At 69.5% G+C, this 23,518-nt stretch carries 25 protein-coding genes and 2 pseudogenes; 17 read left to right on the forward strand and 10 right to left on the reverse strand.

What is annotated here, in order from left to right; genetic code table 11:
• Positions 1 to 144 precede the first annotated feature (144 nt).
• On the reverse strand, positions 145 to 1,563 hold the full coding sequence (locus BN10_RS00670; RefSeq protein ID WP_010849201.1) for an IS1380 family transposase: 1,419 nt from the start codon (positions 1,561 to 1,563) through the stop codon (positions 145 to 147).
• Positions 1,564 to 1,748: 185 nt separating this feature from the next.
• Here BN10_RS00670 and BN10_RS00675 point away from each other — a divergent pair, with 185 nt between their 5' ends.
• The 3 genes from BN10_RS00675 (at position 1,749) to BN10_RS00685 (ending at position 5,350) form a co-directional block, all read left to right on the forward strand.
• Entirely contained in the window at positions 1,749 to 2,174 is a 426-nt protein-coding gene (locus BN10_RS00675) for a Fur family transcriptional regulator (RefSeq protein WP_010849202.1), read from the forward strand.
• Positions 2,175 to 2,198: 24 nt separating this feature from the next.
• Positions 2,199 to 4,460, forward strand: a complete 2,262-nt coding sequence (katG, locus tag BN10_RS00680) for a catalase/peroxidase HPI (RefSeq protein ID WP_010849203.1) — start codon at positions 2,199 to 2,201, stop codon at positions 4,458 to 4,460.
• A gap of 116 nt (positions 4,461 to 4,576) precedes the next feature.
• Positions 4,577 to 5,350, forward strand: coding sequence for a thioesterase family protein (locus BN10_RS00685; RefSeq protein WP_040750465.1), 774 nt, complete (start codon positions 4,577 to 4,579; stop codon positions 5,348 to 5,350).
• Between the two features lies 1 nt (position 5,351).
• Here BN10_RS00685 and BN10_RS00690 read toward each other — a convergent pair whose 3' ends face one another.
• Positions 5,352 to 5,741: a DUF1304 domain-containing protein gene (locus BN10_RS00690; protein WP_010849205.1), complete on the reverse strand. Its 390-nt coding sequence runs from the start codon at positions 5,739 to 5,741 to the stop codon at positions 5,352 to 5,354.
• 186 nt (positions 5,742 to 5,927) lie between these two features.
• Here BN10_RS00690 and BN10_RS17615 point away from each other — a divergent pair.
• The 3 genes and pseudogenes from BN10_RS17615 to BN10_RS00700 all read left to right on the forward strand — a co-directional run.
• Positions 5,928 to 6,026, forward strand: a pseudogene (locus BN10_RS17615) (YdeI/OmpD-associated family protein); the annotation flags it as partial.
• 10 nt (positions 6,027 to 6,036) lie between these two features.
• The gene (locus tag BN10_RS00695; protein ID WP_010849207.1) at positions 6,037 to 7,515 is read left to right on the forward strand and encodes a protein adenylyltransferase SelO; all 1,479 of its coding nucleotides are present in this window, start codon (positions 6,037 to 6,039) and stop codon (positions 7,513 to 7,515) included.
• 9 nt (positions 7,516 to 7,524) lie between these two features.
• A complete protein-coding gene (locus BN10_RS00700) occupies positions 7,525 to 8,439 on the forward strand; it encodes an exodeoxyribonuclease III (RefSeq protein WP_010849208.1) in 915 nt (304 codons plus the stop codon).
• 88 nt (positions 8,440 to 8,527) lie between these two features.
• On the opposite strand, the gene BN10_RS00705 is transcribed toward BN10_RS00700, so the two are convergent.
• The 4 genes from BN10_RS00705 to BN10_RS00720 all read right to left on the reverse strand — a co-directional run bounded on the left by BN10_RS00705 (position 8,528) and on the right by BN10_RS00720 (position 11,736).
• Complete coding sequence (locus BN10_RS00705) at positions 8,528 to 9,298, reverse strand: hypothetical protein (protein ID WP_010849209.1); 771 nt, start codon at positions 9,296 to 9,298, stop codon at positions 8,528 to 8,530.
• 97 nt (positions 9,299 to 9,395) lie between these two features.
• Positions 9,396 to 10,328 carry a diacylglycerol/lipid kinase family protein gene (locus BN10_RS00710; protein ID WP_010849210.1) on the reverse strand — a complete coding sequence of 311 codons (933 nt, stop codon included), beginning with the start codon at positions 10,326 to 10,328 and terminating at the stop codon, positions 9,396 to 9,398.
• The gene (locus BN10_RS00715; protein WP_010849211.1) at positions 10,325 to 11,023 is read right to left on the reverse strand and encodes a phosphatase PAP2 family protein; all 699 of its coding nucleotides are present in this window, start codon (positions 11,021 to 11,023) and stop codon (positions 10,325 to 10,327) included. Before BN10_RS00715 ends, BN10_RS00710 begins: the two co-directional genes overlap by 4 nt.
• Positions 11,023 to 11,736, reverse strand: coding sequence for a phosphatase PAP2 family protein (locus BN10_RS00720; protein ID WP_010849212.1), 714 nt, complete (start codon positions 11,734 to 11,736; stop codon positions 11,023 to 11,025). Before BN10_RS00720 ends, BN10_RS00715 begins: the two co-directional genes overlap by 1 nt.
• A gap of 104 nt (positions 11,737 to 11,840) precedes the next feature.
• Here BN10_RS00720 and BN10_RS00725 point away from each other — a divergent pair, with 104 nt between their 5' ends.
• Both BN10_RS00725 and ppk2 read left to right on the forward strand, forming a co-directional pair.
• Positions 11,841 to 12,626 (forward strand): DUF1206 domain-containing protein, encoded by a 786-nt coding sequence (locus BN10_RS00725; protein ID WP_010849213.1) that lies wholly within the window; start codon positions 11,841 to 11,843, stop codon positions 12,624 to 12,626.
• 300 nt (positions 12,627 to 12,926) lie between these two features.
• Complete coding sequence (ppk2, locus tag BN10_RS00730; protein WP_010849214.1) at positions 12,927 to 13,823, forward strand: polyphosphate kinase 2; 897 nt, start codon at positions 12,927 to 12,929, stop codon at positions 13,821 to 13,823.
• Here the strand turns inward: ppk2 and BN10_RS16560 are convergent, their stop codons facing one another.
• Entirely contained in the window at positions 13,824 to 13,964 is a 141-nt protein-coding gene (locus BN10_RS16560) for a hypothetical protein (RefSeq protein WP_010849215.1), read from the reverse strand.
• Between the two features lie 18 nt (positions 13,965 to 13,982).
• On the opposite strand from BN10_RS16560, the gene BN10_RS00735 reads away from it, so the two are divergent.
• The 6 genes from BN10_RS00735 to BN10_RS00765 all read left to right on the forward strand — a co-directional run bounded on the left by BN10_RS00735 (position 13,983) and on the right by BN10_RS00765 (position 19,475).
• The gene (locus BN10_RS00735) at positions 13,983 to 14,351 is read left to right on the forward strand and encodes a DMT family transporter (protein ID WP_010849216.1); all 369 of its coding nucleotides are present in this window, start codon (positions 13,983 to 13,985) and stop codon (positions 14,349 to 14,351) included.
• Entirely contained in the window at positions 14,348 to 15,064 is a 717-nt protein-coding gene (locus BN10_RS00740; protein ID WP_010849217.1) for a B3/B4 domain-containing protein, read from the forward strand. Before BN10_RS00735 ends, BN10_RS00740 begins: the two co-directional genes overlap by 4 nt.
• Before the next feature lie 308 nt (positions 15,065 to 15,372).
• Positions 15,373 to 16,578 (forward strand): sensor histidine kinase, encoded by a 1,206-nt coding sequence (locus BN10_RS00750; RefSeq protein WP_040750478.1) that lies wholly within the window; start codon positions 15,373 to 15,375, stop codon positions 16,576 to 16,578.
• On the forward strand, positions 16,575 to 17,240 hold the full coding sequence (locus tag BN10_RS00755; RefSeq protein ID WP_010849220.1) for a response regulator: 666 nt from the start codon (positions 16,575 to 16,577) through the stop codon (positions 17,238 to 17,240). The genes BN10_RS00750 and BN10_RS00755 overlap by 4 nt, the downstream gene beginning before the upstream one ends.
• A 94-nt stretch (positions 17,241 to 17,334) precedes the next feature.
• Positions 17,335 to 18,084 carry an ABC transporter ATP-binding protein gene (locus tag BN10_RS00760; RefSeq protein ID WP_407674651.1) on the forward strand — a complete coding sequence of 250 codons (750 nt, stop codon included), beginning with the start codon at positions 17,335 to 17,337 and terminating at the stop codon, positions 18,082 to 18,084.
• Entirely contained in the window at positions 18,081 to 19,475 is a 1,395-nt protein-coding gene (locus tag BN10_RS00765) for an ABC transporter permease (RefSeq protein WP_010849222.1), read from the forward strand. Before BN10_RS00760 ends, BN10_RS00765 begins: the two co-directional genes overlap by 4 nt.
• Positions 19,476 to 19,593: 118 nt before the next feature.
• Here BN10_RS00765 and BN10_RS16020 read toward each other — a convergent pair.
• Positions 19,594 to 20,313 (reverse strand): annotated as a pseudogene (locus BN10_RS16020) (RimK family alpha-L-glutamate ligase); the annotation flags it as partial.
• Here BN10_RS16020 and BN10_RS16025 point away from each other — a divergent pair.
• From BN10_RS16025 to BN10_RS00780, 3 genes are all read left to right on the forward strand, one after another.
• Positions 20,281 to 20,640, forward strand: a complete 360-nt coding sequence (locus tag BN10_RS16025; protein ID WP_010849224.1) for an ATP-dependent zinc protease family protein — start codon at positions 20,281 to 20,283, stop codon at positions 20,638 to 20,640. The pseudogene BN10_RS16020 and the gene BN10_RS16025 overlap by 33 nt on opposite strands.
• Positions 20,637 to 21,650, forward strand: coding sequence for a succinylglutamate desuccinylase/aspartoacylase family protein (locus BN10_RS00775; RefSeq protein ID WP_010849225.1), 1,014 nt, complete (start codon positions 20,637 to 20,639; stop codon positions 21,648 to 21,650). Before BN10_RS16025 ends, BN10_RS00775 begins: the two co-directional genes overlap by 4 nt.
• Before the next feature lie 106 nt (positions 21,651 to 21,756).
• Positions 21,757 to 22,128 carry a tetratricopeptide repeat protein gene (locus tag BN10_RS00780; RefSeq protein ID WP_010849226.1) on the forward strand — a complete coding sequence of 124 codons (372 nt, stop codon included), beginning with the start codon at positions 21,757 to 21,759 and terminating at the stop codon, positions 22,126 to 22,128.
• Positions 22,129 to 22,164: 36 nt separating this feature from the next.
• On the opposite strand, the gene BN10_RS00785 is transcribed toward BN10_RS00780, so the two are convergent.
• Positions 22,165 to 22,689: an ASCH domain-containing protein gene (locus BN10_RS00785; RefSeq protein WP_010849227.1), complete on the reverse strand. Its 525-nt coding sequence runs from the start codon at positions 22,687 to 22,689 to the stop codon at positions 22,165 to 22,167.
• Between the two features lie 4 nt (positions 22,690 to 22,693).
• Positions 22,694 to 23,491 (reverse strand): TspO/MBR family protein, encoded by a 798-nt coding sequence (locus BN10_RS00790; protein WP_010849228.1) that lies wholly within the window; start codon positions 23,489 to 23,491, stop codon positions 22,694 to 22,696.
• Positions 23,492 to 23,518: the final 27 nt, after the last annotated feature.

The following is a 23,518-nucleotide window of genomic DNA, read 5'->3' on the forward strand; positions in this document are numbered from 1 at the left end:
AGCCTCGATCCACCGACGTCCTGGGTGGGGTGAGCTGATTTCGCTCTGGGCCGCGGCTCCGGCTTGAGGGCGTGGCTGTTGTCCTGACCTGGCTGTCAGGGTGTTCCACGTCGGTTGTTCGGTCGGGCCGGGGCGGCTGGGTGGTCAGGGATTGACCGGTTCTGGTGGGCCGCAGTTCTGGGTGAACAGGCGGGTCCACGCTTCCTGCCAGGGCCAGGCGGTCGGTAGGTGCAGGGTGACCCGTCGGGCCGAGGACGCCACCCGGGCGGGGACGGTGATCAGCTTGCGGCGGATGGTGGCGGTGGTGGCTCTGGCGAGGTCGGCGCTGGCGATGGTGGCTGCGGTGCGGGTGAGGTTGAACGCGATGACGGCCAGCACGAGCCAGGCGGCGTTGGCGGTGAATTTGCCTGAGGGCAGGTGCGCCAGGGCGGAGTTCTTGAGGTCGGCGTGGACCTGCTCGATGATCGCGTGTCCGCGGTGGGTCTTATCCGCGGCGACGGTGTCCAGGTCGGTGGGGTCGGTGGTGGTGAAGAAGGCGTGGAAGCGCCAGGTGTCGAACAGGGTGCCCTGCCCGGTTGCGTTCTTCTTGTCAGCGTTGACGTCGGGGATGCGGCGCACCACCAGGCGCCCGGGAACCTGATCGGCCGCCTTCTTGGAGGAGAACGCGGTGAAGGGCACCTCGGCGACCTCAGCCCGCGACACCCAGGTGCCGCTGGCCTCGTCGTAGATGGCGTCGGTGTACTCGATCGGGGTCCACGCGTGTTCGCTGATGGTGGTGATCGCGGCCTTGACCTTGGGGTCCAGGCGTACGGTGACCGACACCTGCGCCCCGGCGCGGACCGCGGCACCGACGGTGGGCGCCCCGTAGAACGCCGAGTCCGCCCGCAGCAACGGCTTGCCCTGACCGGGGTGCAGCGTGCGCACGGTCTTGAGCGCGTCGGCGACCAACCGTTTGGCTCCGCGCGGGGACCCGCACGAGCCTTTCCGTAGCCGCTGCGCCACGACCACCGGTGCCGACCCAGTGGTGGTGACCGTGGCCAGCAACGCGTTCAGCCCGCGGACCCCGGAGTAGCCGAACCCGGCTCCCTGTTTGGCGTGGCCGTGCACCTGAATGATCGTGTCGTCGATATCGACCAACACCCGGCCACCGGTGCCGTCGCCGACGACCTGCGCGGCTCGCTCGCCTTGAGCTGCCAGGCGTGTGAGGAACCTCGAGGCGAGCGCGTCGAGCTGGCGGACGTGACCGAACGTGAACGAGCGCAGGAACGACCCCAACGTCGACGGCGCGTACGCCCGGGCGAAGACCCGGCCCATCCCACCGTGCCGCAGCAGCGCCATGTCGTCGATGCTGTCGGCGCCAGCGACCATCCCCGCGACCAGCGAGGCGACCTTCAACCCGGCGTTGGCGCCCTTGTCACCCGGCACGCTCAGATGCTCATCCGCAAGGCGTCGCAGCCCCGCCCGATCAGCCAGGGCCAAGACCGGAACCAACCCGGCGGCCGACACAAGATTCGGGTCGTCGAAGACCGCCGAGGTCGCTGGGAGGGTGTGAGAGAGTTTCACCTACGAGATGCCCCTTGCGTGTGTGACGAACTGAAGCGTGAAGAACTCCAATTCTGTTGCCACACAGGGGCATTCTCATGTCCCGACACGCCTCCTCAGCCCACTACCACCCTGCCCATCGGTGGATCGAGGCTTAGAGGGAGTCACTCTCTGGACAGATTCCAGAAAAGCGGTAGGGTCGAGTCATGCCGACGACGGACTTCCCCCAGCAGTTGCGCGAGGTCGCGCTGCGGGTGACGCGTCCACGGCTGGCCGTCCTGGGAGTGCTCGCGCAGCATCCGCACGCGGATGCGAGCGGCGTCATCACGCACGTGCGCTCCGACCTGCCGAGCGTCTCCAGCCAGGCCGTTTACGACTGCCTCAATGCGCTCACCGACGCCGGGCTCGTCCGCCGCATCCAGCCGGCCGGTTCGACCGCGCGCTACGAGTTGCGCGTCGGCGACAACCACCACCATTTGGTATGCCGCGGGTGCGGCCGCGTCGTCGACGTCGAGTGCGCCACGGGGTCGGCGCCCTGCCTGGACACCGGCGTCGACCACGGATTCGCCATTGACGAAGCCGAAGTGAACTTCTGGGGGCTGTGCCCTCAGTGTCAGATCAAGACCGACTGAAACCTCCAACGAAAGGCAACGCGCATGTCCGTCCACGACGACACGGTCGACCAGACCCAGCCCAAGCAGGAGACCGACGACGCCCAGGTCAAGGAGATGAACGAGCCCGGCCCCGGCGAGACCGGTGGCTGCCCGGTCATGCACGACCTCGTGCCGCCGACCCGGGGTGACGCCAACCAGCAGTGGTGGCCGAACCGGCTGAACCTGCGCATCCTGGCCAAGAACACCCCGGAGAAGAACCCCTACGGCGCCGACTTCGACTATGCCGCCGCCTTCGCTGCCCTCGACCTCGCCGAGGTCAAGCGCGACATCGAGTCCGTCCTCACCACCTCCCAGGACTGGTGGCCGGCCGACTTCGGGCACTACGGCCCCTTGATGATTCGCATGGCGTGGCACAGTGCCGGTACCTACCGCGTGATGGATGGCCGTGGCGGTGGCGGCACCGGCCAGCAGCGCTTCGCGCCGCTGAACTCCTGGCCCGACAACGGCAACCTCGACAAGGCGCGCCGCCTGCTCTGGCCGGTCAAGAAGAAGTACGGCAAGTCGCTCTCGTGGGCCGACCTGATCATCCTCACCGGCAACGTCGCCCTGGAGTCCATGGGCTTCAAGACCTTCGGCTTCGCCGGCGGTCGGGTCGACGCGTGGGAGCCGGACGACGACGTCTACTGGGGCCCGGAGACCGAGTGGCTCGGTGGCGCCGAGGGCGGCAAGAAGCGCTACCGGGGTGAGCGTGACCTCGACAACCCTCTGGCCGCCGTCCAAATGGGCCTGATCTACGTCAACCCCGAGGGCCCGGAGGGTCAGCCCGACCCGATCGGCTCCGGCCGCGACGTCCGCGAGACCTTCAAGCGGATGGCGATGAACGACGAGGAGACCGTCGCCCTCACCGCCGGTGGGCACACCTTCGGCAAGGCGCACGGTGCCGCGAACCCGGCCGACTACGTCGGCGTCGAGCCCGAGGCCGCGCCCATCGAGCAGGCCGGCCTGGGCTGGAAGCAGACCTACGGCACCGGCAAGGCCACGGACATGACGACCTCCGGCCTCGAGGGCGCGTGGACCCCGACGCCGACGACGTGGGACAACTCCTTCTTCGAGACCCTCTTCAAGTACGAGTGGGAGGTCACCAAGAGCCCCGCCGGCGCCAACCAGTGGAAGCCCAAGGGCGGCGCCGGTGACAACACCGTGCCAGACGCCACCACCGGGGAGCTCACCCAGTCGCCGATGATGACGGCGGCCGACATGGCGATGCGCATGGACCCGGCCTACGAGAAGATCTCGCGCCGCTTCATGGAGAACCCCGACCAGTTCGCGGACGCCTTCGCCCGCGCCTGGTTCAAGCTCACCCACCGCGACATGGGACCGCGCTCGCGATACGTCGGCGCCGAGGTCCCGCAGGAGGAGCTGCTCTGGCAGGACCCGATCCCGGCCAACGACCGAGGCACGTCCGAGGCGGACATCGCCGCCGCCAAGCAGGCCATCGCGGACTCCGGCCTGACCGTCCAGCAGCTCGTCAAGACCGCCTGGGCGGCCGCCTCCTCCTTCCGCGGCAGCGACAAGCGGGGCGGCGCCAACGGCGGCCGCATCCGCCTCGAGCCGCAGCGGTCCTGGGCGGTCAACGACCCGAGCGAGCTCACGGGCGTCATCGACACCCTCGAGGGCCTGCAGCAGGGACTCAACATCTCCTTCGCCGACCTCGTCGTCCTCGCCGGCAACGTCGGTGTGGAGCAGGCCGCCAAGGCCGCCGGTGTCAACGTGACGGTCCCCTTCACACCGGGCCGCGGTGACTCGACCCAGGAGCAGACCGATGTCGAGTCCTTCTCGTGGCTCGAGCCGAAGGCCGACGGCTTCCGCAACTACGACCGGACGGACAACAGCCTCCCGGCCGAGTACGCCCTCATCGACCGCGCCAACCTCCTCGGCGTCACCGCGCCGGAGATGACCGTCCTCGTCGGTGGCCTGCGGTCCCTGGGCGCCAACGCCGGCGGCTCCACGGCCGGCCAGCTCACCGACCGCATCGGCACCCTGTCCACCGACTGGTTCGTCAACCTCCTCGACCTGGGCACCACGTGGTCGGGCGCCGAGGGTGCCGACACCTTCGAGGGCACGGGCGCCAACGGTCAGTCCTGGACCGGCACGCGCGCTGACCTCGTCTTCGCGTCCAACTCCGAGCTGCGCTCGATCGCCGAGGTGTATGCCGCGGACGACGCCGCCGAGAAATTCGTCCACGACTTCGTGGCCGCCTGGGCCAAGGTCATGGACAACGACCGCTTCGACCTCAAGAACTGAGACAGTTCGAGAGTCACCAAGGGTCGCTTCCCATCCCGGGAGGCGACCCTTTGGTGATTCTCGACTGTCTGCCGGGCCGACGCCCGACGCTCTGTGGGGCCGATAAATTGGCCGGTATGCCGTACTGGGAGCGACTGTCCGAGACCGCCTTCCGTGCCACCCACCTGACCAGCGGCGCGTGGAACATCCAGGAGCAGCACATCGCGCCGGCCATGGGGCTTCTCGCGCACCTGGTGGAGCGTGATCGTGACCATCGGCGACCGGATGTTGCCCTGCTCCCGGCCAGACTGTCCTATGACATCCTCGGCACGTTGCCGGTCGACACCTGCGAGACCGAGGTGCGCGTGCTGCGACCCGGGCGCACCGTCGAACTCGTCGAGGCGACCCTCTCGCACGATGGCCGAGCGGCATTGGTCCTGCGGGCGTGGCTGCTCGCGACCCGCGACACGACGGCTCTCGCAGGGCATTCGCTGGCGCCGATCCCCAGACCGCAGGACCTGACCCCATGGGTGCCCGGCGAGGACTGGCCCGGTGACTTCATCGGCTCCGTCGAGATTCGCCGCGACCTGGCCGAGCCGGGCCGTGGCTGCTTCTGGGCCCGCACCAACACCCCCCTGCTGGGCGGTGAGCCGGTGTCGGCACTCGCCCGCCTCGCGGGACTCTTCGACATCGCCAACGGGATGACGGTCCGCCTCGACCCGCGCGAGGTGCTCTTCCCCAACCTCGACCTCTGCGCCAGATTCACCCGCGAACCCGCAGGAGAGTGGTTCGGCTTCGACAACAGCGTCATGGTCGATCGTGACGGCGTCGGGATGACCACGTGCATCCTGCACGACGCCCACGGCCCGCTGGGTGCGCTCGGCCAGACGACGACGGTTCGCCCCCGCTGACTCAGGTCAGCAGGTGGATGGCGCTGGCGATCACGGCCAGCGCGGGGAACAGGCCCTGCCGCAGCGCGGCAGACCGGTGTGCCGCCGAGGCCGAGGCCAACACCAGGGCAGCGGCCAGCATCGACGCCGTCCCCACGATGACCAGGGTGAGGCCGACGACGTGGGAGCCCGCGGCAAACCCGACGATGCCGGCGATCGTCGTGATTGCGAGGAAGAGGTTGTAGTAGCCCTGGTTGAAGGCAAGGAACTTGGTGGCCTCGGCTTCCTCCGGCGTCGTGCCGAAGACCTTGCGCGCCGCCGGCGTCGTCCACGCCATCGACTCCAGCCACCAGATGTAGACATGCAGCGCGGCCGCGAGCGCGGCGAGGACGAGAGCGATGACGACGAGCATGCCGGAAGCGTAGGGCCTCTAGGCTGAGGTGATGGGCGACCTGACGATCACGACGACCCTTGAGCCCTTCGGCCCGGCCACAGCGATCATCCTCACCGACGACCAGGTTGCCGCCCTCGGCGCCGGCAAGCGCGCCCCACTGCGGCACAGGCGTTCGCGAAGCTCGCATTCACCTACCGCAAGGAGTATGCCGTGTGGGTCGCCGAGGCCAAGCGCGAGGGGACCCGTGAGCGACGGGTCGGTCAGGCGCTCGAGATGCTGAAGGCGGGGAAGACCCGCTCGTGAAGCGGCGTTGATGCACGGCATGGACTGGGGCTTCGACAACACCTTCGCCCGGGAGCTCGACTGGCTCGGCGCGCCCATCGATCCCGTGCCCGTCGCCGCGCCCACCCTGCTCACCGTCAACGACTCCCTCGCGCTCGAGCTCGGCCTTGACCCGCACTGGCTCGCGTCGACGGACGGCGTGGCCCACCTCGCCGGCAATGCCGTGCCCGAGGGTGCGCAACCGCGGGCCCAGGCCTATGCGGGCCACCAGTTCGGGCAGTTCTCGCCGCTGCTCGGGGACGGCCGGGCCCACCTGCTCGGCGAGGTCGTCGACGCGCATGGGGCTCGGCGCGACCTCGGGCTCAAGGGCTCGGGGCGCACTCCCTTCTCTCGGGGCGGTGACGGGCGCGCGGCCTTGGGGCCGGTGCTCCGCGAACTCATCGTCAGCGAGGCCATGCACGCCCTTGGCATCCCCACCACCCGCGTGCTCGCGGCGGTCGCGACCGGCGAGCAGATCCTGCGCGCCGACGGACCCACCCCCGGAGCCGTGCTCACAAGGGTTGCGGCCTCCCACCTGCGCGTCGGCACGGCCGAGCTCGTCCGGATGCGCGCCAGTGATGCCCAGCAACTCGCCTTCGCCGATTACGTCCGTCGCCGTCACCACCCGCAGGTCGCTGAAGGGGACCACCTCGGCCTGATCGATGCCGTCGTCGAGGCCCAGGCCGCCCTCATCGCCCGGTGGATGTCCGTCGGCTTCATCCACGGCGTCATGAACACCGACAACATGACCCTCTCCGGAGAGACCATCGACTACGGCCCCTGCGCCTTCCTCGAAGCCCATGACCCGAACGCCGTCTTCAGCTCGATCGACACGATGGGCCGCTATCGCTTCGGCGCCCAACCCTCGATCGCCCAGTGGAATCTCGCCCGCTACGCCGAGACCCTCCTGCCGCTCCTGGCCCCCGATCCGTCCACCGAGAGCGACCTCATCGAGGCAGCGACCGAGCGGATCCGCGCCTTCGAGACGCGCTTCCGTGGGCACTGGCTCCGCCTCCACCGGGGCAAGCTCGGGCTGCCGGATGCGTTGTCCGACAGCGCAACTGCTGCCCTGACCGACGACCTGCTCGCCATCATGATCGCCGAGCGACTCGACCACACCCACACCTTCCGGCTCCTGGCCACCGTCCTGCGCGGGGCCGACCGCGCTGTCGCCGATCTCGTCGACGACAGCGTCCGCTGGCTCGACTGGCAGTCCCGCTGGCTGGCGGACATCACCACCGATCCCCAGTCGACCGCCGATGCCATGGACCGCGTCAACCCCGCCTACCTCGCCCGAAACCACCTCGTCGAGGAGGCCCTCGCGGCGGCGGCGACCGGGGACCTCGCTCCCACCGAGGCGCTGCTCGACGTCCTGCGCGATCCCTTCACCGTGCGCCCCGGCCTCGACCGGTATGCCGCGCCCGCCCCGGCGTCCTTCACCGCGGCATACGTCACCTTCTGTGGCACGTAAAGTGTTGGGGTGCTGCGGATCTCGACCTTCAACGTCAACGGGATCCGCGCCGCTCATCGCCGCGGCTTCCTCGAGTGGTATGCCGCGCGCTCACCGGACGTGATCGCCCTTCAGGAGGTGCGGTGCCCCCTCGGCGCCCTGCCCGAGGGCGCCTTCGCGGGGATGCATGCGGCCTACGACCCGGGGACGCTGGCCGGCCGCAACGGCGTCGCCGTCCTGACCCGGGTTCCACCTGCCGCCGTGCGCGCCTGGGGCCCGACCACCCATCTCCTCGCGCCCGACGGCATGATCGAGGACGCGAGCACCGGGCTCGAGCCGCTGGCGCGACCCCTCAGGGAGTTCACCGCCGAGGGCCGCTATGTCGAGGTCGATCTGGCCGATCGGCCGGTCACCGTCGCCTCGCTCTACCTGCCCAAGGGAGGCCTGCCCGCACACCTGCAGAAGCCCGGCTCGATGCGCGAGGCCCCCGACGGAGGCGCCCGCTACGACCGGAAGATGCGTTTCCTCACCGGCTTCGCCCGCCAGGTCGACGCCTCCCGTCGGCGGGCGCTCGCCGCCGGGCGCGACTACCTGCTCATGGGCGACTTCAACATCGCCCACGCCCCGCTCGACGTCGTCAACTGGAAGCGCCAGCACCGCAGCGAGGGCTTCCTCCCCGAGGAGCGCGCCTGGCTCGACACCCTCATCCGGCCGCGCCGGCTCCACGATGTCGTCCGCCGCCTCCACCCGGACACCCAGGGCCCCTATTCGTGGTGGTCCTGGCTCGGCGAGTCCTTCACCAAGGACACCGGGTGGCGGATCGACCTCCACCTGGCCACTCCGCGCCTGGCGCGCACCGCCCTCACCGGCTGCACCGACCGTGACGCGGCTCGTGACGCTCGCGTGAGTGACCACGCCCCGGTGACGGTCGACTACGACGTCTGAGCCACGCGGCATGCTCGGGCCATGGCCTACGAGGAGGCGTTGGCGGCGCGCATCTGTGAGGCATGAGCGGCCGCCGACGTGAGCCCACTCAGCCGAGGTGACGCCCGCTGACGAGGGCGAAATTCATGGCGACCATCGCGACCAGGGCCGCGACGCCGGCCACCGAGATCCCGCTCGTGATCACGGTGCGCGGCTGGTCGGGAGACCTGTTCTGGAAGATGAAGGACATCGGTCCGAGGACCAACAGGGAACCGCTCGCGGAGAGGATGGCGATCACTTCGCCGTCGGCGAGGTCGGCCGACGACAGGGCGAGGTATGCCGCGGTGAGCCCGAGCGACACCAAGGTCCCGATCCACCACGGGTGGAAGGCGATCGCCCACGAGAGCGTCCGATCGCGCCCCGACATCCGGACGACGTGGGGCGCGAGCATCCTGGCCCCGAGGAACATCAGCGCGACCCCGAGGGCTGCCGCGAGGAAGCCGACCCAGAGCGGGAGGTCGAGAGCGGCGAGGGTTGCCGCCGTGTCACCGGCACCCATCGGCGTGATGACCAGATAGCCGGCGCCTTCCATGAACGACGTCGCCCCGAGCCAGAAGAGGAAGAGCTGGCCGAACCGCGAGGTGGCCGGCCGGGGCAGGGCCGCGATCACCGCGGCGCCGATGACCAGGCTGGCGATCGGCGCCGAGATCGCGGTCAGGGCCGTCTCGGTGTCCGTCAGGGAGCCGTCGTGGCTGGCCCCGAAGGGATAGAGCGTGCCCCCGTGCCCGAGCACGATCCCGGTGACGAGGTGCACGAGTTCGTGGACGAAGATCGTCACGGCAGTGGCCAGCACGGCAGCCACGGTGCTGTTGACGATCACGTCCCTCGTCCTGCCCGGCGTCGCCGCCGACCCTGCTCGTTCGCCCCGGCCCACGTCTGTCGTCATGCTCCAACCCCCTGGTCTTCGTGCTCGCATCCTAGGGGTGGCGCCCCGTTGCGGACCGTGGAACGCGGACGATCAGAGTGGCGGGATCGATGCTGATCGTGACCCGGGTGCCCTTCTCGAGCACGTCCCCGTCGACTTCGACGAGTTGGGCCGGCTGCGCGGTCAACTCCACCTGCCGGCCCTGTCGGCGTTCGATCGAGGGACCGTCGGCCTCCTTCCCGACCAGGACGCGGCCGGCCAGCGCGGTCCAGTCGGCCAGACTCTGGGGCGTGAGGATGGCGACATCGAGCACGCCGTCGTCGATGACCGCGTCGGGCAGCAGCACGATCCCTCCGGTCAGCGTCCCGCAGTTGCCGACGATGACGGTGCGCGCGTCGCAACTCTCCGGCGCCCCTGCGTCGATGGCGGCGGAGGCCTGAAAGCTATTGTCGCCCAAGTGCTTCGAGGCAGACATGACATATGCGGCCCAGCCGACGCGGGCCTTCACGCCCTCCGGGGCGTCGTCCATGATCTTGGCGTCGAAGCCCAGACCGGCCATGACGGTGAAGGCATGGCGGTCGCCGTCGAGGTCGAGCCAGCCGAGGTCGATGACCCGGTCCACGCCGTCCAGGACCACCTCCATCGCCTCGCTGATGCCGGAGACGGGCACGTCGAGGTTGCGGGCCAGGAGGTTGCCGGTGCCGCCGGGGAGGAGGCCGAGGGGGACGCCGGTCCCGGCGAGCTCCTGCGCCACCGCGCGCACCGTGCCGTCGCCACCGAGGGCGCACACCACCGCTGCGCCCTGGTCGAGGGCTGTGCGCGTCTGCCCGAAGCCCGGATCGTCCTCGGTCGTCTCGACCACCCGGATCTCGACCTCGTGCTCGGTCCCCAACCTGCTCAGCTCCTGCCGGACCTCGCCGAGGCCGTCGAACTTGGTCGGGTTGACCACGACGACGATCGGGCCGGGCCGGCTCACCGTGCTCACGAGTCACTCCTTCCCCGACCACGCCTGATCCAGTGCCACGCCAGCAGCGCCGCGCAGATCCCCAGCCCGGCGCCCGCAGCGACATCGCTGGCATGGTGCATGCCGCGATACATCCGCGAGAACCCGACGAGCAGGGGGGCCAGAGCGCACACGATCATGACGAGCCAGCGCAACCAGGCGCGCTCGATCCGCGTCGCCATGAGCAGGAAGCTGACATAGAGGGCCGTTGAGGCACCCTGGTGACCGCTGGGGAAACTCGACGTGGGCGGTGCCGGGTCCAGCTTGGGCACCGGTGGGCGGGGACGACCGACGATCGCGGTGGCAGTGACGAAGATCGTCGCCTGGAGGGAGATCGCGATGACCGGCACCACGGCATACCACCACTGCTTGGTCCGCCACCACACGATGAGGGCGACGATGACGCAGACGCCAATGACGTATTCGGTGTTGCCGATGTGCGACCAGTAGTTCGTGATCGCGTTCCAGAGCGAGTCCCGCTCGGCCGCGAGACTGCGGTTGACCAACTTCTCCTCGGCGTCGGTGTAGGCCTTCGAGGCAACGATGAGCTTGCCCAGGCCGATGACCACCCCGAAGAGCACGAGCCCCGGCGCCAGGACGCGCACGGCGAGATCCCGCAGGGCCTCCCTGACGGTCGGCGCGCTCGCGTCGTCCTCGTAACGGGTGAGGAAGGACATCAGGGTGCCTCCTTGCGGTGGGGGTGGAGTGAGTCGTGCAGCGGGTGATCGGGCGGTTGCCACCCGAGCAGCCCGAGCCAGGAGGCGAGCACCAGACCGCAGCCCAGGAGCACTCCGGCGGTCACGTCGGAGGGGTAGTGGACCCCGAGGAAGACGCGGTCGAGGCACACCGAGAGCACGAAGGTGGCGGCCACGACGAGGAGGATCACCCGGCCGCCCCGGCGCAGGAGCGGCCAGCAGAGGAGCACGACGACGGTGGCCACGATGGCGGCGTTGGCTGCGTGACCGGAGGGGAAGGAGTAGCCGGGGGAGTGTGACACCGGGTCGTCGACCACCGGTCGGGCGCGTTGGACGACGTACTTGAGCACGAGAGCCAGATTCCAGCCGAGCATCATCGTGACGAAGGCCCACCAGGCCAAGGTGGTGCGGCGGCGGGCCAGCCACACCCACAGACAGACCGCCGTCATGACGATGTAGAGGTGGATCGGCTGGGTGATCTCCTGCCACGCGAGCAGGGCGCTGCGCAGGGCCGGGCGCTCGCGGGTGTAGGCGGTCGCCGTCCGGATCGCGCCCTCGTCGAGGCGCACCAAGGGGTCGAACTTCTCGCGGACGAGGAAGGCGATGAGGGTGACGAGGAGCGCGACGGCCAGACCCGACGCGATCGCGCGGACGAGTCTGCGGGCGCGGTGGGCGGTCGCCGAAGTCGTCGCCATGGCGTGTGTCTACACCCGTGAGAGCGGTCGTGGGTGGTCTGGGGGAGCAAAGCCGACACCGAGCAGACCCCCGCCGCGGGGTTCGGCGGGACGATACTCACGGCATGGACACCCACGAGGTGAAGCAGACCGCGCGACAGGTCGGGGACAACCGTGCGGTCGAGTTGCTCGCGCGCACCGGGTATGCCGCGAGCGGGGTCATGCACCTCGTCCTCGCCTTCGTGGCGCTCAAGGTGGCGTGGGCCAGCTCGGGCGAGAACGCGGACCAGTCGGGAGCGCTTGCCCTGCTCGCGCAGAACGCCTTGGGCAAGGCCCTTCTCTGGGTGCTCGTCGTCGGTTTCGCCGGGCTGGCGCTGTGGCAGCTCACCGAGGCCATCGCGGGAGGCGGTGAGGCGGCTGATCGCGCCAAGGCAGTCGGCAAACTCGTCCTCTATGCCGCGCTCTCGTGGTCCGCGCTCGGCTTCGCCAAGGGATCGGGCACATCGAGCAAGCAGCAGTCGCAGGACTTCACAGCCACGTTGATGAGCCACACCGGTGGGCGAATCCTGGTGGGACTCATCGGCCTTGGCGTCATCGGCGTCGCGGCCTACCACGTCCACAAGGGGTGGACCGAGAAGTTCCTCCAGGACCTTGTCGAGCATCCGGGCAACTTCGCGACCCAGGCGGGCAAGTGGGGCTATGTCGCCAAGGGCATCGCCCTACTGGTCGTGGGCGGACTCTTCGTCCTCGCGGCCTGGCACGAGAACAGTGGCGAGGCCAGCGGCCTCGACGGCGCGATGCGCACCCTGCAGCAGCAGCCCTTCGGGCAGTGGCTGCTCACCCTCATCGCCCTCGGCCTGGCCGCCTACGGCGTCTACTCCTTCGCGAGAGCCCGCTACGCGAAGGTCTGACGGGGGAGGGCGTGGCGCCCTGCTCACGTAGGGGTATGCCGTGCCGCGCCTCGCCGGGCTCCTTGTCCTCGCGAGCGGTTTCGAGATCGGCATCCACAACAGCACCTTGGCCATCGCGGTCGCGCTCACCGTCCTGGAGAGCACGGCGATGGCGATCCCCTCGGCGATCCACGGGATCGTCATGTTCCCGATCGCCGCAGCCTGCGACGCACGGGAGGGTGTCATGGCAGAGGTCAATGCCGCACCGGCGACCGGGGACCCCCATGGCGCGCGCAGGTGGCGGCACGGCAGGATGTGGTCATGGCCCAGAAGATGGCTCTGCGTGAATACATCGACTCGTTGCGCGACCAGGGCTACACGGTCCAGGGCAGCACCGAGGAGGACCCCACTCTCCTCGCCCCTGACGGCAGGGCCGTGGAGACCTGGCGCGAGGACTATCCGTATGACGAGTTGATCGACACGGAGGTCTACGAGGAGGAGAAGTACAAACTCCAGGTCGAGCTCCTCAAGTTCCAGTACTGGAGCCAGGACGAGGGCCACAAGCATGTGCTGGTCTTCGAGGGCCGAGACGCGGCCGGCAAGGGCGGCACCATCAAGCGGTTCATGGAGCACCTCAACCCGCGGGCCGCGCGCGTCGTCGCCCTCAACAAGCCGAGCTCCGACGAGGCCGGGCAGTGGTACTTCCAGCGCTACATCCGCCACCTGCCGACCGCCGGTGAGATCGTCCTCTTCGACCGCAGTTGGTACAACCGCGCGGGCGTCGAGCGGGTCATGGGCTTCTGCACCGAGGACCAGTACCAGGTCTTCATGAAGCAGGCCCCTGCCTTCGAGCGGATGCTCGTCGAGTCGGGCACCACGGTCACCAAGTTGTGGTTCTCGGTCACCCAACAGGAGCAGCGCACCCGCTTCGCGATCCGCCAGCTGGACCCCGTGCGCCAGTGGAAACTCTCCCCGATGGACCTGGAGAGCCTGGACCGGTGGGAGGCCTACACCGCCGCCAAGGAGGCGATGTTCGAGCTCACCGACAAGAAGACCGCGCCGTGGATCACGGTGAAGTCCAATGACAAGAAGCGCGGCCGGATCAACGCGCTGCGCGCCTTCCTCAACCAGTTCGACTACGAGGGCAAGGACAAGAGCGTCGTCTTCGCGCCGGACGACAAGATCGTCAAGCGAGCTCGTCACGCCGAGGGCGACTGATCAGTCCCACGTCGGCTTGCAGAGGCTGTTTGCCTGGTCGCTGAGGGCGTCGAGCGTTGCCCGCAGCGCCGGTGAGCGGCTGCCGGAGCGGACGAGGGTGAAGAGCTGACGCCGAACCTCGCCCTCGGCGATGTCGCGCACCGCGAGCGCCGGGTCGTCATGACCGGAGCCACGGTGACGACGGGCCTGCGAGTCGCGCTCACCGGGGGGATCGACTTCGCCTTCCCCCCGATCACGTGGATCTGGATCGCTGGGATCGTCCTGGTCTCAACCGTCGGGGCCATGGTCCTCTTCGTCATGGGGCTCCAGCGCACCGGCCCCACCAATGCGGCCATCCTCTCGACCTTCGAGCCGGTCGTCACGGCCGGCCTGGCTGCCGCGCTGCTCGGCGAGCAGCTCACTCCCGTCCAGTTGGCCGGAGCCGGGCTGGTGCTCGCGGCGGCGGTGGTGCTCCAACTCCGGCGGCGCCCCGCGCCCGTCGTGCCTGGATGTCGCGATCGTGCCCGAGGTGATGGACTCTGCTCATGAGCCGGTCGCCACGCACCGCTGACCTCCTCGCCGGAGTCACCATCGCCCCCGAGGTCCACGACCTCGTTCCTGACTATCGCGCGCTCATCGTCATGGCCGAGGGCCTGACCCCCGGCCCGAGCGACGAGACCAGCGAGGCGATTCTCGCCGCGGCCGAGAAGCGCGCACGAGAGTTGTTGGGAGACAACTCACCCGAGCACCTGCCGCACGTCGAGGAGTGGCGCGCGGCATACAGGGCCTTCGGCGCCAAGCCGCAACGCACCCGACCCAGCGTCGACGCCCTCCTGCGCCGGGTCGCCGGTGGTCTCCCACGGATCAACCGGCTCACCGATGCCTACAACGCCGTGTCGATCGCCCATGTGCTCCCGCTCGGTGGTGAGGATCTGTCGGCGTATGCCGGCAGCCCGGCTCTCGTGCGCGCCTCCGGTGACGAGGCGTTCGAGACGGTCGCCGCGGGCGAGGCGGTCGTCGAGCACCCGGCCCCCGGTGAGGTGGTGTGGCGCGACGAGCGCGGAGTGACGTGCCGGATGTGGAACTGGCGGCAGTGCCGCCGCACCCTGCTCACCGAGGAGACGACGGAGGCAGTCTTCATCCTCGACGGGCTGGGTGCGCTGGGAGCCGACGGTCTCGAAGCCGCCGGCGATGCGTTGATCGAGCACCTGACCATGCTGTCTCCGGGGGCGAGTTTCGGGCGGCGCACGCTGTCCCGTTGAGCGCCACCGATTGTGCGACCGGGGTGGGCGCGGCAGGCTCAGCCGTATACCGCGTCCTCACCTCTCCGTGCGCCCCACCGCGATCGCCTCCTCGGTCCTGGCCCTCCTGACCTGCCCGTCGGTGCGTGCTATGGCGAGAACGGCGCGTCCTATGTCAACGACAAGGTGCTGCAGAGCAACCTCGACCCGTTCAACCCCTCGAACAGCTCGTTCCACCCCAGCGCCAAGGGCTACAACGGCTACTTCCAGGCGCTGATCAACAACCAGTGATCCCGTCGGCCGCTCAGCGACGAACTATCGTGGCGCGGGTGGCCGAGCAAGAGCGCGTGAGCGACGTCTGGGCCGACCCGACCGGTCGGTGGCGCCGGCTCGACCTGCTCAACGCGGGCCTGTTCGCCCTTGTCTGCGTTCCGCTGCACCTCCGTGTCGGCCTGGCGGCTTCCGTGACCGCGCTCGTGCTCGCGGGGGCCCTCGCCGTGCGGCATCGTTCGTGGGTGGCGATGAGCGGGCTCGCCCTGGCGGCCGGGATGATCCAACTCCTGGCCGGACAGACGGCCTACGTCGCCGATCTCGCCTACGCACCGCTCTTCTTCATCCTCGGCCGGCAGGCGGACCGACGGGTCCGGCTGACTGCGCTCGGGGTGGCGGTGCTCGCCTCCGTGGCCGGTGCTACCAACGTCGTCCTCGCCGGCCAACAAGCCCCACCGGACACCGCCATCGGGCTGGCCCTCAGCCTCATGGGCACCACTGCTCTGGCGGCGATCATCTGCGTCGGCGGCTGGGTGGCCGGCTTCATCCGCTGGCAGCAGCGACAGGCGGTGCAGGCCCGGATCGACGCCCGGCTCGCGGCGGCCGAGCAGCGCCGGATCGCGCAGTTGTACGACCTCGAGCAGGAACGCCGCCGGATCGCGACCGACATGCACGACGTCGTCGCGCACTCGTGGGCCGTCGTGGCTGCCCAGGCCGACGGTGCGAGATATGCGCTTGCGCAGGATCCGCAGCGTGCGGAGCAGTCGCTCGAAGTCATTGCCGACACCGCGCGTCATGCGATCGGTGATTTGCGTTCGCTCGTCGCACGACTCCGTGACCCGGCGACGGCCACGGACCACGCTGCCGGCGACACGGCATACGGGCTGGCGAGCGCAGGACCGGAGCGGCAGGCGGACCTCCTCGCCCGCATGCGTGCCTCAGGAATGACCCTCGACGTGATCGAGCACGGGTCGCCTGGCCCGTCGGACCTGGTGGGCCTCACCGCGCATCGACTCCTCGCGGAGTCGCTGACCAACGCACTCAAGCATGGAGATCTCCGCAAACCCGTTGCCGTGGAGCAGGATTGGCGCAGCGGCTATCGTCTGCGCGTGACCAATGCCGTCGGTGAGCGCAGCGATCACGGCACTGGTCACGGCATCCTGGGGATGATCGAGCGGTGCGGTCTGGCAGGGGGCGTCGCGACGTCGCGTCGGGTCGGCGACCTGTGGGTTGTCGACGTCGAGATCCCGGAGGTCGGTGCATGAGCGGCCAGCCGCAGCGATTGCTTCGCCTCGTGCTCGTCGACGACCAGGCGCTCTTCCGGGCCGGGATCTCGATGGTCATCAACAGCCAACCCGACCTGGAGGTCGTGGGCGAGGCCGAGGACGGTGAGGCGGCCGTCGCAGCGGTCACCTCCCTTCGTCCCGACGTCGTCCTGATGGACGTGCGTATGCCGCGCCTGAACGGGGTGGCCGCGACCCGTCGCATCGTGGCCGGGCTGGGTGAGCAGGCGCCACGGATCCTTGTGCTCACGACCTTAGACCAGGACGCGCTCGCTGCCGACGCGATCGAGGCGGGGGCGAGTGGCTTCCTTCTCAAGGAGGCTCAGCCCGAACTCCTGCTCGCCGCGATCCGGGCCGTCGCTGACGGCAACCAGGTGGTGGCAGCCGGGGCGACCCGGGCCATTTTCGAGAGGTTCCGGCAGCGAGCGACGACGGCACCCGGGGTGGAGTACGACCGGCTCACCGAGCGGGAACGCGAGATCATGCTCCGGGCAGCGCAGGGCCTCTCGAATGCGGAGATCGCCGAGGTGGAGGTCCTGTCCGAGGCGACGGTGAAGACGCACATCTCGCGCATCCTCACCAAGATGGGGTTGCGTGATCGGGTGCAACTCGTCGTCTACGCCTATGAGCACGACCTGATCTGAGTGGTCGCTCGACGGTGGCATACATCGCAGGATGTACGTGAGTTGGTCCTGGCGCCGGATGTGGCGGGATGCGCGAATTCCTAGCGTGATGGGTATGCCTTCGATCACCAACGCCCAGCCCGTCGTCCGCCTGCGCGACGTGACCCGCACCTATGGTCAGGTCGTCGCTCTCGCCGGGATCAGCCTCGACATCCACCGTGGCCGCTTCACCGCCATCATGGGACCGTCCGGATCAGGCAAGTCGACCCTGATGAACGTCGCTGCCGGCCTCGACGACGCGACCTCCGGTGAAGTCCTGCTCGCCGGGGCCAACCTGCGCGCGATGGACGATGACGCCCGGACCCGGTTGCGCCGCGAGCAGGTCGGCTTCGTCTTCCAGGCCTTCAACCTCGTGCCGACCCTGTCGGCCCGGGAGAACATCGTGCTGCCCTTCGAGTTGGCCGGTCGACGGATCGACGCCGAGACGGCCGCGTGGGTCGACCACCTCATCGGGGCTCTCGGCCTCGCCGACCGGATCACCCATCGCCCCAGCGAACTCTCCGGTGGGCAGCAACAACGCGTCGCGATCGCGCGGGCGCTCGCCTCACGACCGGCGATCATCTTCGCCGACGAGCCGACCGGCAACCTCGACTCGAGATCCTCCCGAGAGGTCCTCACCCTGCTGCGCACCGCAGCCCAGGAGTACGGCCAGACGATCGCCATGGTCAGCCACGACCCGGTCGCCGCGTCGTACGCCGACCGGGTCCTGGTCATTGCCGACGGCCGGGTCGTCGGTGACCACGACCGGCTCACCCCGCAGCAAATCTCAGACCTGCTCATCGGCTTCGAGGTCGGTGCGGCATGAGTCGGCCCAACCTGGTCCTCGGCTCGCTGCGCGAACTCAGCACGGTCAGCCTCGTCGCCGGTCTCTGTGGCGCCTACGCCGGGGTGCTCATGACGACGAGCACGGTGCTTGCCGCGACAGGTCGAGAGTTCGGTGGGACCGTCGGGGTCCTGCTGTCGATCGTCTCCGGGGTGTTCGTCCTCATTGCGCTCTATGTCGGCGTCATTGTCATCATCAACGCCGTCGACACCGTCATCGCCGGACGGCTTCGCCAGATCGCGCTGCTTCGGCTGCTCGGATCGCGCGGGAGGGACCTGCGCCGGGCGGTGACGCGCGGAACGGCCGTCGTGGGGTCGGTCGGTGCGGCGCTCGGGTTGGCGATCGGCGTCGTCCTGTCCCACGGCATACGACTCGTCCTCGTGTCCCAAGGGACGCTCCCGGACACGGTCTATCCGATCGCCACGACCAACCTTGTCTGGGCCTTTGTCGCGATCGCGGCCGCCGCGGCCCTTGCCGGGTGGCTCGGCGCGCGACCCGTCCTCGGGGTCTCGCCGGCTGCCGCGATGTCCGGCGCAGCAGTCCCTGCCCCGCCACGTCGACGCGTCTCGGTGATGCGGGCGATCCTCGCCGCGATCGGCGTCCTCGGTGGAGCACTCTTCCTCGCGGGAGCCGGCTGGCTCGGTGAGACCCAGCCCCAGATCGGCTTCCCGATGGCCTTCCTCGGGGCGCTGGTATCGGGCACGGGGCTGCTCATCGGCGCGCGTTTCGTCATCCCGGCCGCCGTCGCGATGCTGTGCCGCCTGCTGGGGCGAGACCCGGCGAGCGTCGTCGCCCGTCGAAACGCCCTCCTCGACCCGCTGCGCACGACCCGCTCGACCATGGGCCTGGTGATCGGGGTCGCCCTGGTCACGACGATCGCCTCGGGGATGGACGCCCTGGGCCAATCGGTCGCGTCGTGGCAGTTGGGGCCCGAGCAGCGCGTCCAGGCCGAGCAGGTGCTCGCGATGACGTCGACGATCCTCATCTGCATCGTCGTCATCTCGTCGATCATCGCCGCCGCCGGTTTTGTCAGCACCATGTCGCTCACCGTCATCCAGCGCCACCGCGAGATCGGCCTGCTCCGCTCGCTCGGCTTCACCCAGCGTCAGGTGCGGACGATGATCACCAAGGAATCCGTGGCGCTGTCGGCCGCCGCCGTCGTGCTCGGGCTCGTCATCGGCCTTCTCTTCGGCACCGTCGGCGCGCAGTCACTCATCGGTGGCCTGACGACCGGCCTGGTGTGGGGGGCGCCGCCGATCACGCTGGCCGCGATCGCCGCAGCCGGTCTGGTCCTCGTGCTGGTGACCTCGCAAGGGCCGGCGCGGCGAGCCGTGCGGGTGGCTCCGGTCGAGGCCCTGCGCATCGACTCCTGAGCCGGACACCCACATGGTTGTCCCTTCTCTCCCGGAACAAACGCGGCATCCGGGAACAACGCCGGTGGCTGGGGAAGCAGGTGCTGGGAACAATCGCGGCATTCGGGAACAACGCCGGTCAGGACTCGCGACTCGGCACCTTGGGCAGCTTGCGGACCCGGGTCGGGCGCTTCTTGCGCTGCGGGATGAGGTCGCGCATCTCCTCGAGCCGCCCGAAGCAGAGCAGGCGGGTCGCCGTCCTCGAGCTTGCGGTTGCTGTGCGGGTTGGGCATCACGGTCGTCCCGCGGTGCAGGGTGAGCACCGAGATGTCGCGGTCGCGCAGGCCGGACTCGCCGAGGGTCTTGCCGACGAGGTCGGCACCTGGGTGGACGACGAGCTCGGCCACCCCGTAGCCGGTCGACACCGTCAGCCGTTGGCGCACGTCGATCTCGGGGAAGCCGGTCTGGTTCGCGATGTGGTCGATGATCGCGCCGGCGACGTCGAGGTTGGTCGCGGCCTCGATGCCCTGCAGGCCGGGCGAGGAGTTGACCTCCATGACGAGCGGCCCGTCGTTGCCCTCGAGCATGTCGACGCCGGCGACCCGCAGGCCCATGATCTGCGCGGCCCGCACCGCCGTCTCCTCATAGGTCGCGTCCAACTCGACCGGCTCCACGCGCCCACCGCGGTGGACATTGGACCGGAACTCATCGCCCTGCGCCACCCGCCGCATCGCCGCGACGACACGGTCGCCGACGACGATCGCCCGGATGTCGCGACCCTTGCTCTCCTGACGAAGGCCTGGATGAGCACCTGCTGGTTCGTGCCGTGCAGGGTCTCGATGATCGCCTCGGCGACCTTGGCCGGGACCACGTCTCGTTCACGATCCACCCGTGGCAAGCGACCGACGAGGATGCCGTCGGGCTCACGCTGCCCGTGCACGACCGACGTTCGGTGCGGTCGTCCTCCGGCCATGCCGAGGACCGGATCGTCGTCCTCATGCGTCTCACTCTGGCGCGCCGCCGGATCACCGCCGAGGTGACCCTCACCGACCGTGACGAGATGGGCTTTCGGATGCTCGTGGGCCGGCAGGCCCTTGAGCAGGCCTTCCTCGTGGACTCGCGACTCTCGTATGCCGGTGGGCGTCCGGCGCGCGCGACCCGCCGCAAGAACTGGGGCAGGGCATGAGCCGCCGGCGCCCCCGCGCCTCCTTCGCGATCGGCACTGTCAAGGTGCGAGCCGGCCACGCCCGCGAGGTCGGTCTGCCGATCACCCGGCTGGTCACCGGCGCCGACGTCAGCCTGCCCGTCCACGTCGTCCACGGCCGTGACGACGGGCCGACGGTCTGGATCAATGCCGCCATCCACGGCGACGAGGTCATCGGCGTCGAGGTGATCCGCCGGGTGCTCACCAAGGTCTCGCCGAAGACGATCCGCGGCACGCTGCTGGCGGTCCCGATCGTCAACGTCCTGGGCTTCATGAACGGCGACCGCTACCTACCCGACCGGCGTGACCTCAACCGATCTTTTCCCGGGTCGGCTCGGGGGTCGCTCGCGGGCCGGATCGCCAACCTGCTGATGACCGAGGTCGTCGCCAAGTGCGAGGTCGGCATCGACATGCACACCGGCTCGGACCGCCGCTCCAACCTCCCCCAGATCCGGTGCGACGTCGACGACCCGCACACCCTGGACCTGGCGCGCGCCTTCGGCGCCCCGGTCATCTTCCACGCCAAGTTGCGCGACGGTTCACTGAGGTATGCCGCCCGCGAACGGGGCGCTCGCGTCCTGCTCTTCGAGGGCGGCGAGGCCTGGCGCTTCGACGAATGGGCCATCGAGGCGGGTGTCCGGGGGGTGCTCCGGGTGCTTGCGCACCTGGGCATGATCGAGCCGGTCGAGGATGAACCCCCTCCGCTGAGCCTGATCTGTCGTCGCTCCGGCTGGGTGCGCGCCCGGCGCACCGGGATTCTCCAGATGGAGGCCAACCTGGGCCAGGTCGTCACCGATGACGAGCGCCTCGGTGGCCTCTCGGACTCCTTCGGTCGTCGGTTGCGGCTGGTGCGCGCCAATCGGGCCGGTGTCGTCATCGGCCGCACCGAGGCGCCGCTGGTCAATCGCGGCGACGCGCTCATCCACATCGCCGAGATCGAGCAGGAGAACGAGACGCCCGGACAGGCTGAACTGGCCGAGCCGTCCGAGTAGACCGAGCAAGCCGAGCCGCCCGCCGCTGCGGAATAGGTGCGGTCCGAGGACCGTTGAGCGCGGCATACCGGCGTTGCTCCCGGCAGCGCGCCGAGAGGAGATGACGATGGCGACCTTCGTGACGGCCATGCTGGACGGCCGCGAGCCCTATGACATCTACCGGTGGGCGGAGCAACTCTTCGCCGACCGCGATCACCTCGCAGCGATCGAGGCACTCGAGTACCTCATGGATCGCGCCCCGGACAGCGAACTCGGTTCTGCCCGAGAGCTTCTCGCGCGCTTCTACTACCACTCGGCCCAGCTCGACCGGGCCGCGGACGCGGCTCGCGACATCCTCGCCAAGGATCCCGACCACGGGTATGCCGCGTTGCTGCTCTACCGCTCGCTGGTGCGGGCGGGGAAGCGCGACGAGGCTGAGCGGGCGCGGCTGTTGGCCACCGCCCTGGGCATGGACGTGTCCGGTCGCCGGACCACCTGAGCTCCGCTTGCGTCCGGCAACTTGGTTGATATCCCGTCAATCTGCCGGACGCTGGCGTGAGTGCAGGATCTCGAAGCGCTGGCACACGATCGGCATGTCCGACGCAAAACCGTGGTCGTGGGCGGCGTGCTCGGTGAAGAAGTCCTCGTGGACCGCTCGCCAGTGGTCCAGTGACTGATCCCCCTCGCCCTCCAGTCGAGCGTGCTCGGCGTCCACCTCGTCGAAGGGCACGATCTCGACCGCGGTTGTGACGATGAGCGCGCGGGGGTGTCCGGAGCCATCGAGGACGATCTCGAGATCACCACGCCGGGGCAGGTCATCGCCGTCGGCCTCCCAGTCCCAAACGGCACTCGAGGTGGCCGTCTTGGTGCCGGCGACGATGAGGTCGGCAAGCTTGTCGGCAACCTCCCGCGAGCCGCCGAACGACGACGCCGGAGGCTGCAGCGAATCCAGCTCTGTCGGACCGCAATACACCTCGAGCCGGTTGAGATTGGCGCGCATCCTGGCCTCGGTCCAGAAGGCATCGATCTCGTCCTGGCGGGGGTCGGCGATCGTGGTCATGACCTCACGGTACGGCGATGATCGGCCGAGGTCGATGCCGGTGGCTGGCCGCAGCCACCACGACGAGGGCTGCGGCGAGTGCGGCCAGACCGACCGTCGGCGACTTGGGTTGGTCGGTGATCCGACCGACGCCGATCCAACCCAGGCCCCACGCCATGGCGAGGGCCACGGAATACCGGCCGCCGAGCCGTGTTGCGAGCAGGACTCCGATGCCGGCTGCGGCGGCCAGCACCGCCAGGGCAGAGAACGTCGAAGTCGGCCGGGCTGGGTCGACTCCGCTCGCGACGAGCGCGGCCGTGACATTGGCGCACGTCGCGACGGCGACCCATCCCAGGTAGAGACCCATCGTGCCGTCGACGACGACGAGCTCGGCGCGCGAGGTGGCCGCCGTCTCGTCGAGCCGCCGCAGGAGCACCCCGAGGGTCACGACGAGTGCAGCAATGACCGCGACGCTGGCCCACAGCCAGCCCTGCTGGGTGACGAGCAGCCACGCGGCATTGAGGAGCATCGACAAGGCGACCAGCCAGCCGCTGCGCCGGGCGCGGATGTTGGCCGTGTTCGCGGGAAGCCACTGCCAGATCGTGTAGGCGGCCAGACCCACGTAGATGACCGACCAGATCGAGAAAGCCGGACTGGCCGGAGCGAGAAGCGTGGCGTCGGCGGCGAGCGCACCACCGGAGGACTCCTCGACCCGGGTGCCGAGGACGCCGACCCCGACGAGGGTGCCGAGGATGCAGCCGATCTCGGCCACCGTCACGGCGACCTGACGGAGTCGGTCACTGGTTGCCCTGGAGGCCGTCATGGTTCTCAACGTAGGGATTCTGTCGAA

This window comes from Phycicoccus elongatus Lp2 (genome assembly GCF_000367525.1).
Lineage (GTDB): Bacteria > Actinomycetota > Actinomycetes > Actinomycetales > Dermatophilaceae > Phycicoccus_A > Phycicoccus_A elongatus.

Excerpts from the sequence above, each read along its gene's own strand:
- BN10_RS00675 (WP_010849202.1), top strand. The coding sequence starts at position 1,749 with ATGCCGACGACGGACTTCCCCCAGCAGTTGCGCGAGGTCGCGCTGCGG.
- katG (WP_010849203.1), top strand. The coding sequence starts at position 2,199 with ATGTCCGTCCACGACGACACGGTCGACCAGACCCAGCCCAAGCAGGAG.
- BN10_RS00685 (WP_040750465.1), top strand. The coding sequence starts at position 4,577 with ATGCCGTACTGGGAGCGACTGTCCGAGACCGCCTTCCGTGCCACCCAC.
- BN10_RS00690 (WP_010849205.1), bottom strand. The coding sequence starts at position 5,741 with ATGCTCGTCGTCATCGCTCTCGTCCTCGCCGCGCTCGCGGCCGCGCTG.
- BN10_RS00695 (WP_010849207.1), top strand. The coding sequence starts at position 6,037 with ATGCACGGCATGGACTGGGGCTTCGACAACACCTTCGCCCGGGAGCTC.
- BN10_RS00715 (WP_010849211.1), bottom strand. The coding sequence starts at position 11,023 with ATGTCCTTCCTCACCCGTTACGAGGACGACGCGAGCGCGCCGACCGTC.
- BN10_RS00720 (WP_010849212.1), bottom strand. The coding sequence starts at position 11,736 with ATGGCGACGACTTCGGCGACCGCCCACCGCGCCCGCAGACTCGTCCGC.
- BN10_RS00725 (WP_010849213.1), top strand. The coding sequence starts at position 11,841 with ATGGACACCCACGAGGTGAAGCAGACCGCGCGACAGGTCGGGGACAAC.
- ppk2 (WP_010849214.1), top strand. The coding sequence starts at position 12,927 with ATGGCCCAGAAGATGGCTCTGCGTGAATACATCGACTCGTTGCGCGAC.
- BN10_RS00735 (WP_010849216.1), top strand. The coding sequence starts at position 13,983 with ATGACCGGAGCCACGGTGACGACGGGCCTGCGAGTCGCGCTCACCGGG.
- BN10_RS00740 (WP_010849217.1), top strand. The coding sequence starts at position 14,348 with ATGAGCCGGTCGCCACGCACCGCTGACCTCCTCGCCGGAGTCACCATC.
- BN10_RS00755 (WP_010849220.1), top strand. The coding sequence starts at position 16,575 with ATGAGCGGCCAGCCGCAGCGATTGCTTCGCCTCGTGCTCGTCGACGAC.
- BN10_RS00760 (WP_407674651.1), top strand. The coding sequence starts at position 17,335 with ATGCCTTCGATCACCAACGCCCAGCCCGTCGTCCGCCTGCGCGACGTG.
- BN10_RS00765 (WP_010849222.1), top strand. The coding sequence starts at position 18,081 with ATGAGTCGGCCCAACCTGGTCCTCGGCTCGCTGCGCGAACTCAGCACG.
- BN10_RS00775 (WP_010849225.1), top strand. The coding sequence starts at position 20,637 with ATGAGCCGCCGGCGCCCCCGCGCCTCCTTCGCGATCGGCACTGTCAAG.
- BN10_RS00780 (WP_010849226.1), top strand. The coding sequence starts at position 21,757 with ATGGCGACCTTCGTGACGGCCATGCTGGACGGCCGCGAGCCCTATGAC.
- BN10_RS00785 (WP_010849227.1), bottom strand. The coding sequence starts at position 22,689 with ATGACCACGATCGCCGACCCCCGCCAGGACGAGATCGATGCCTTCTGG.
- BN10_RS00790 (WP_010849228.1), bottom strand. The coding sequence starts at position 23,491 with ATGACGGCCTCCAGGGCAACCAGTGACCGACTCCGTCAGGTCGCCGTG.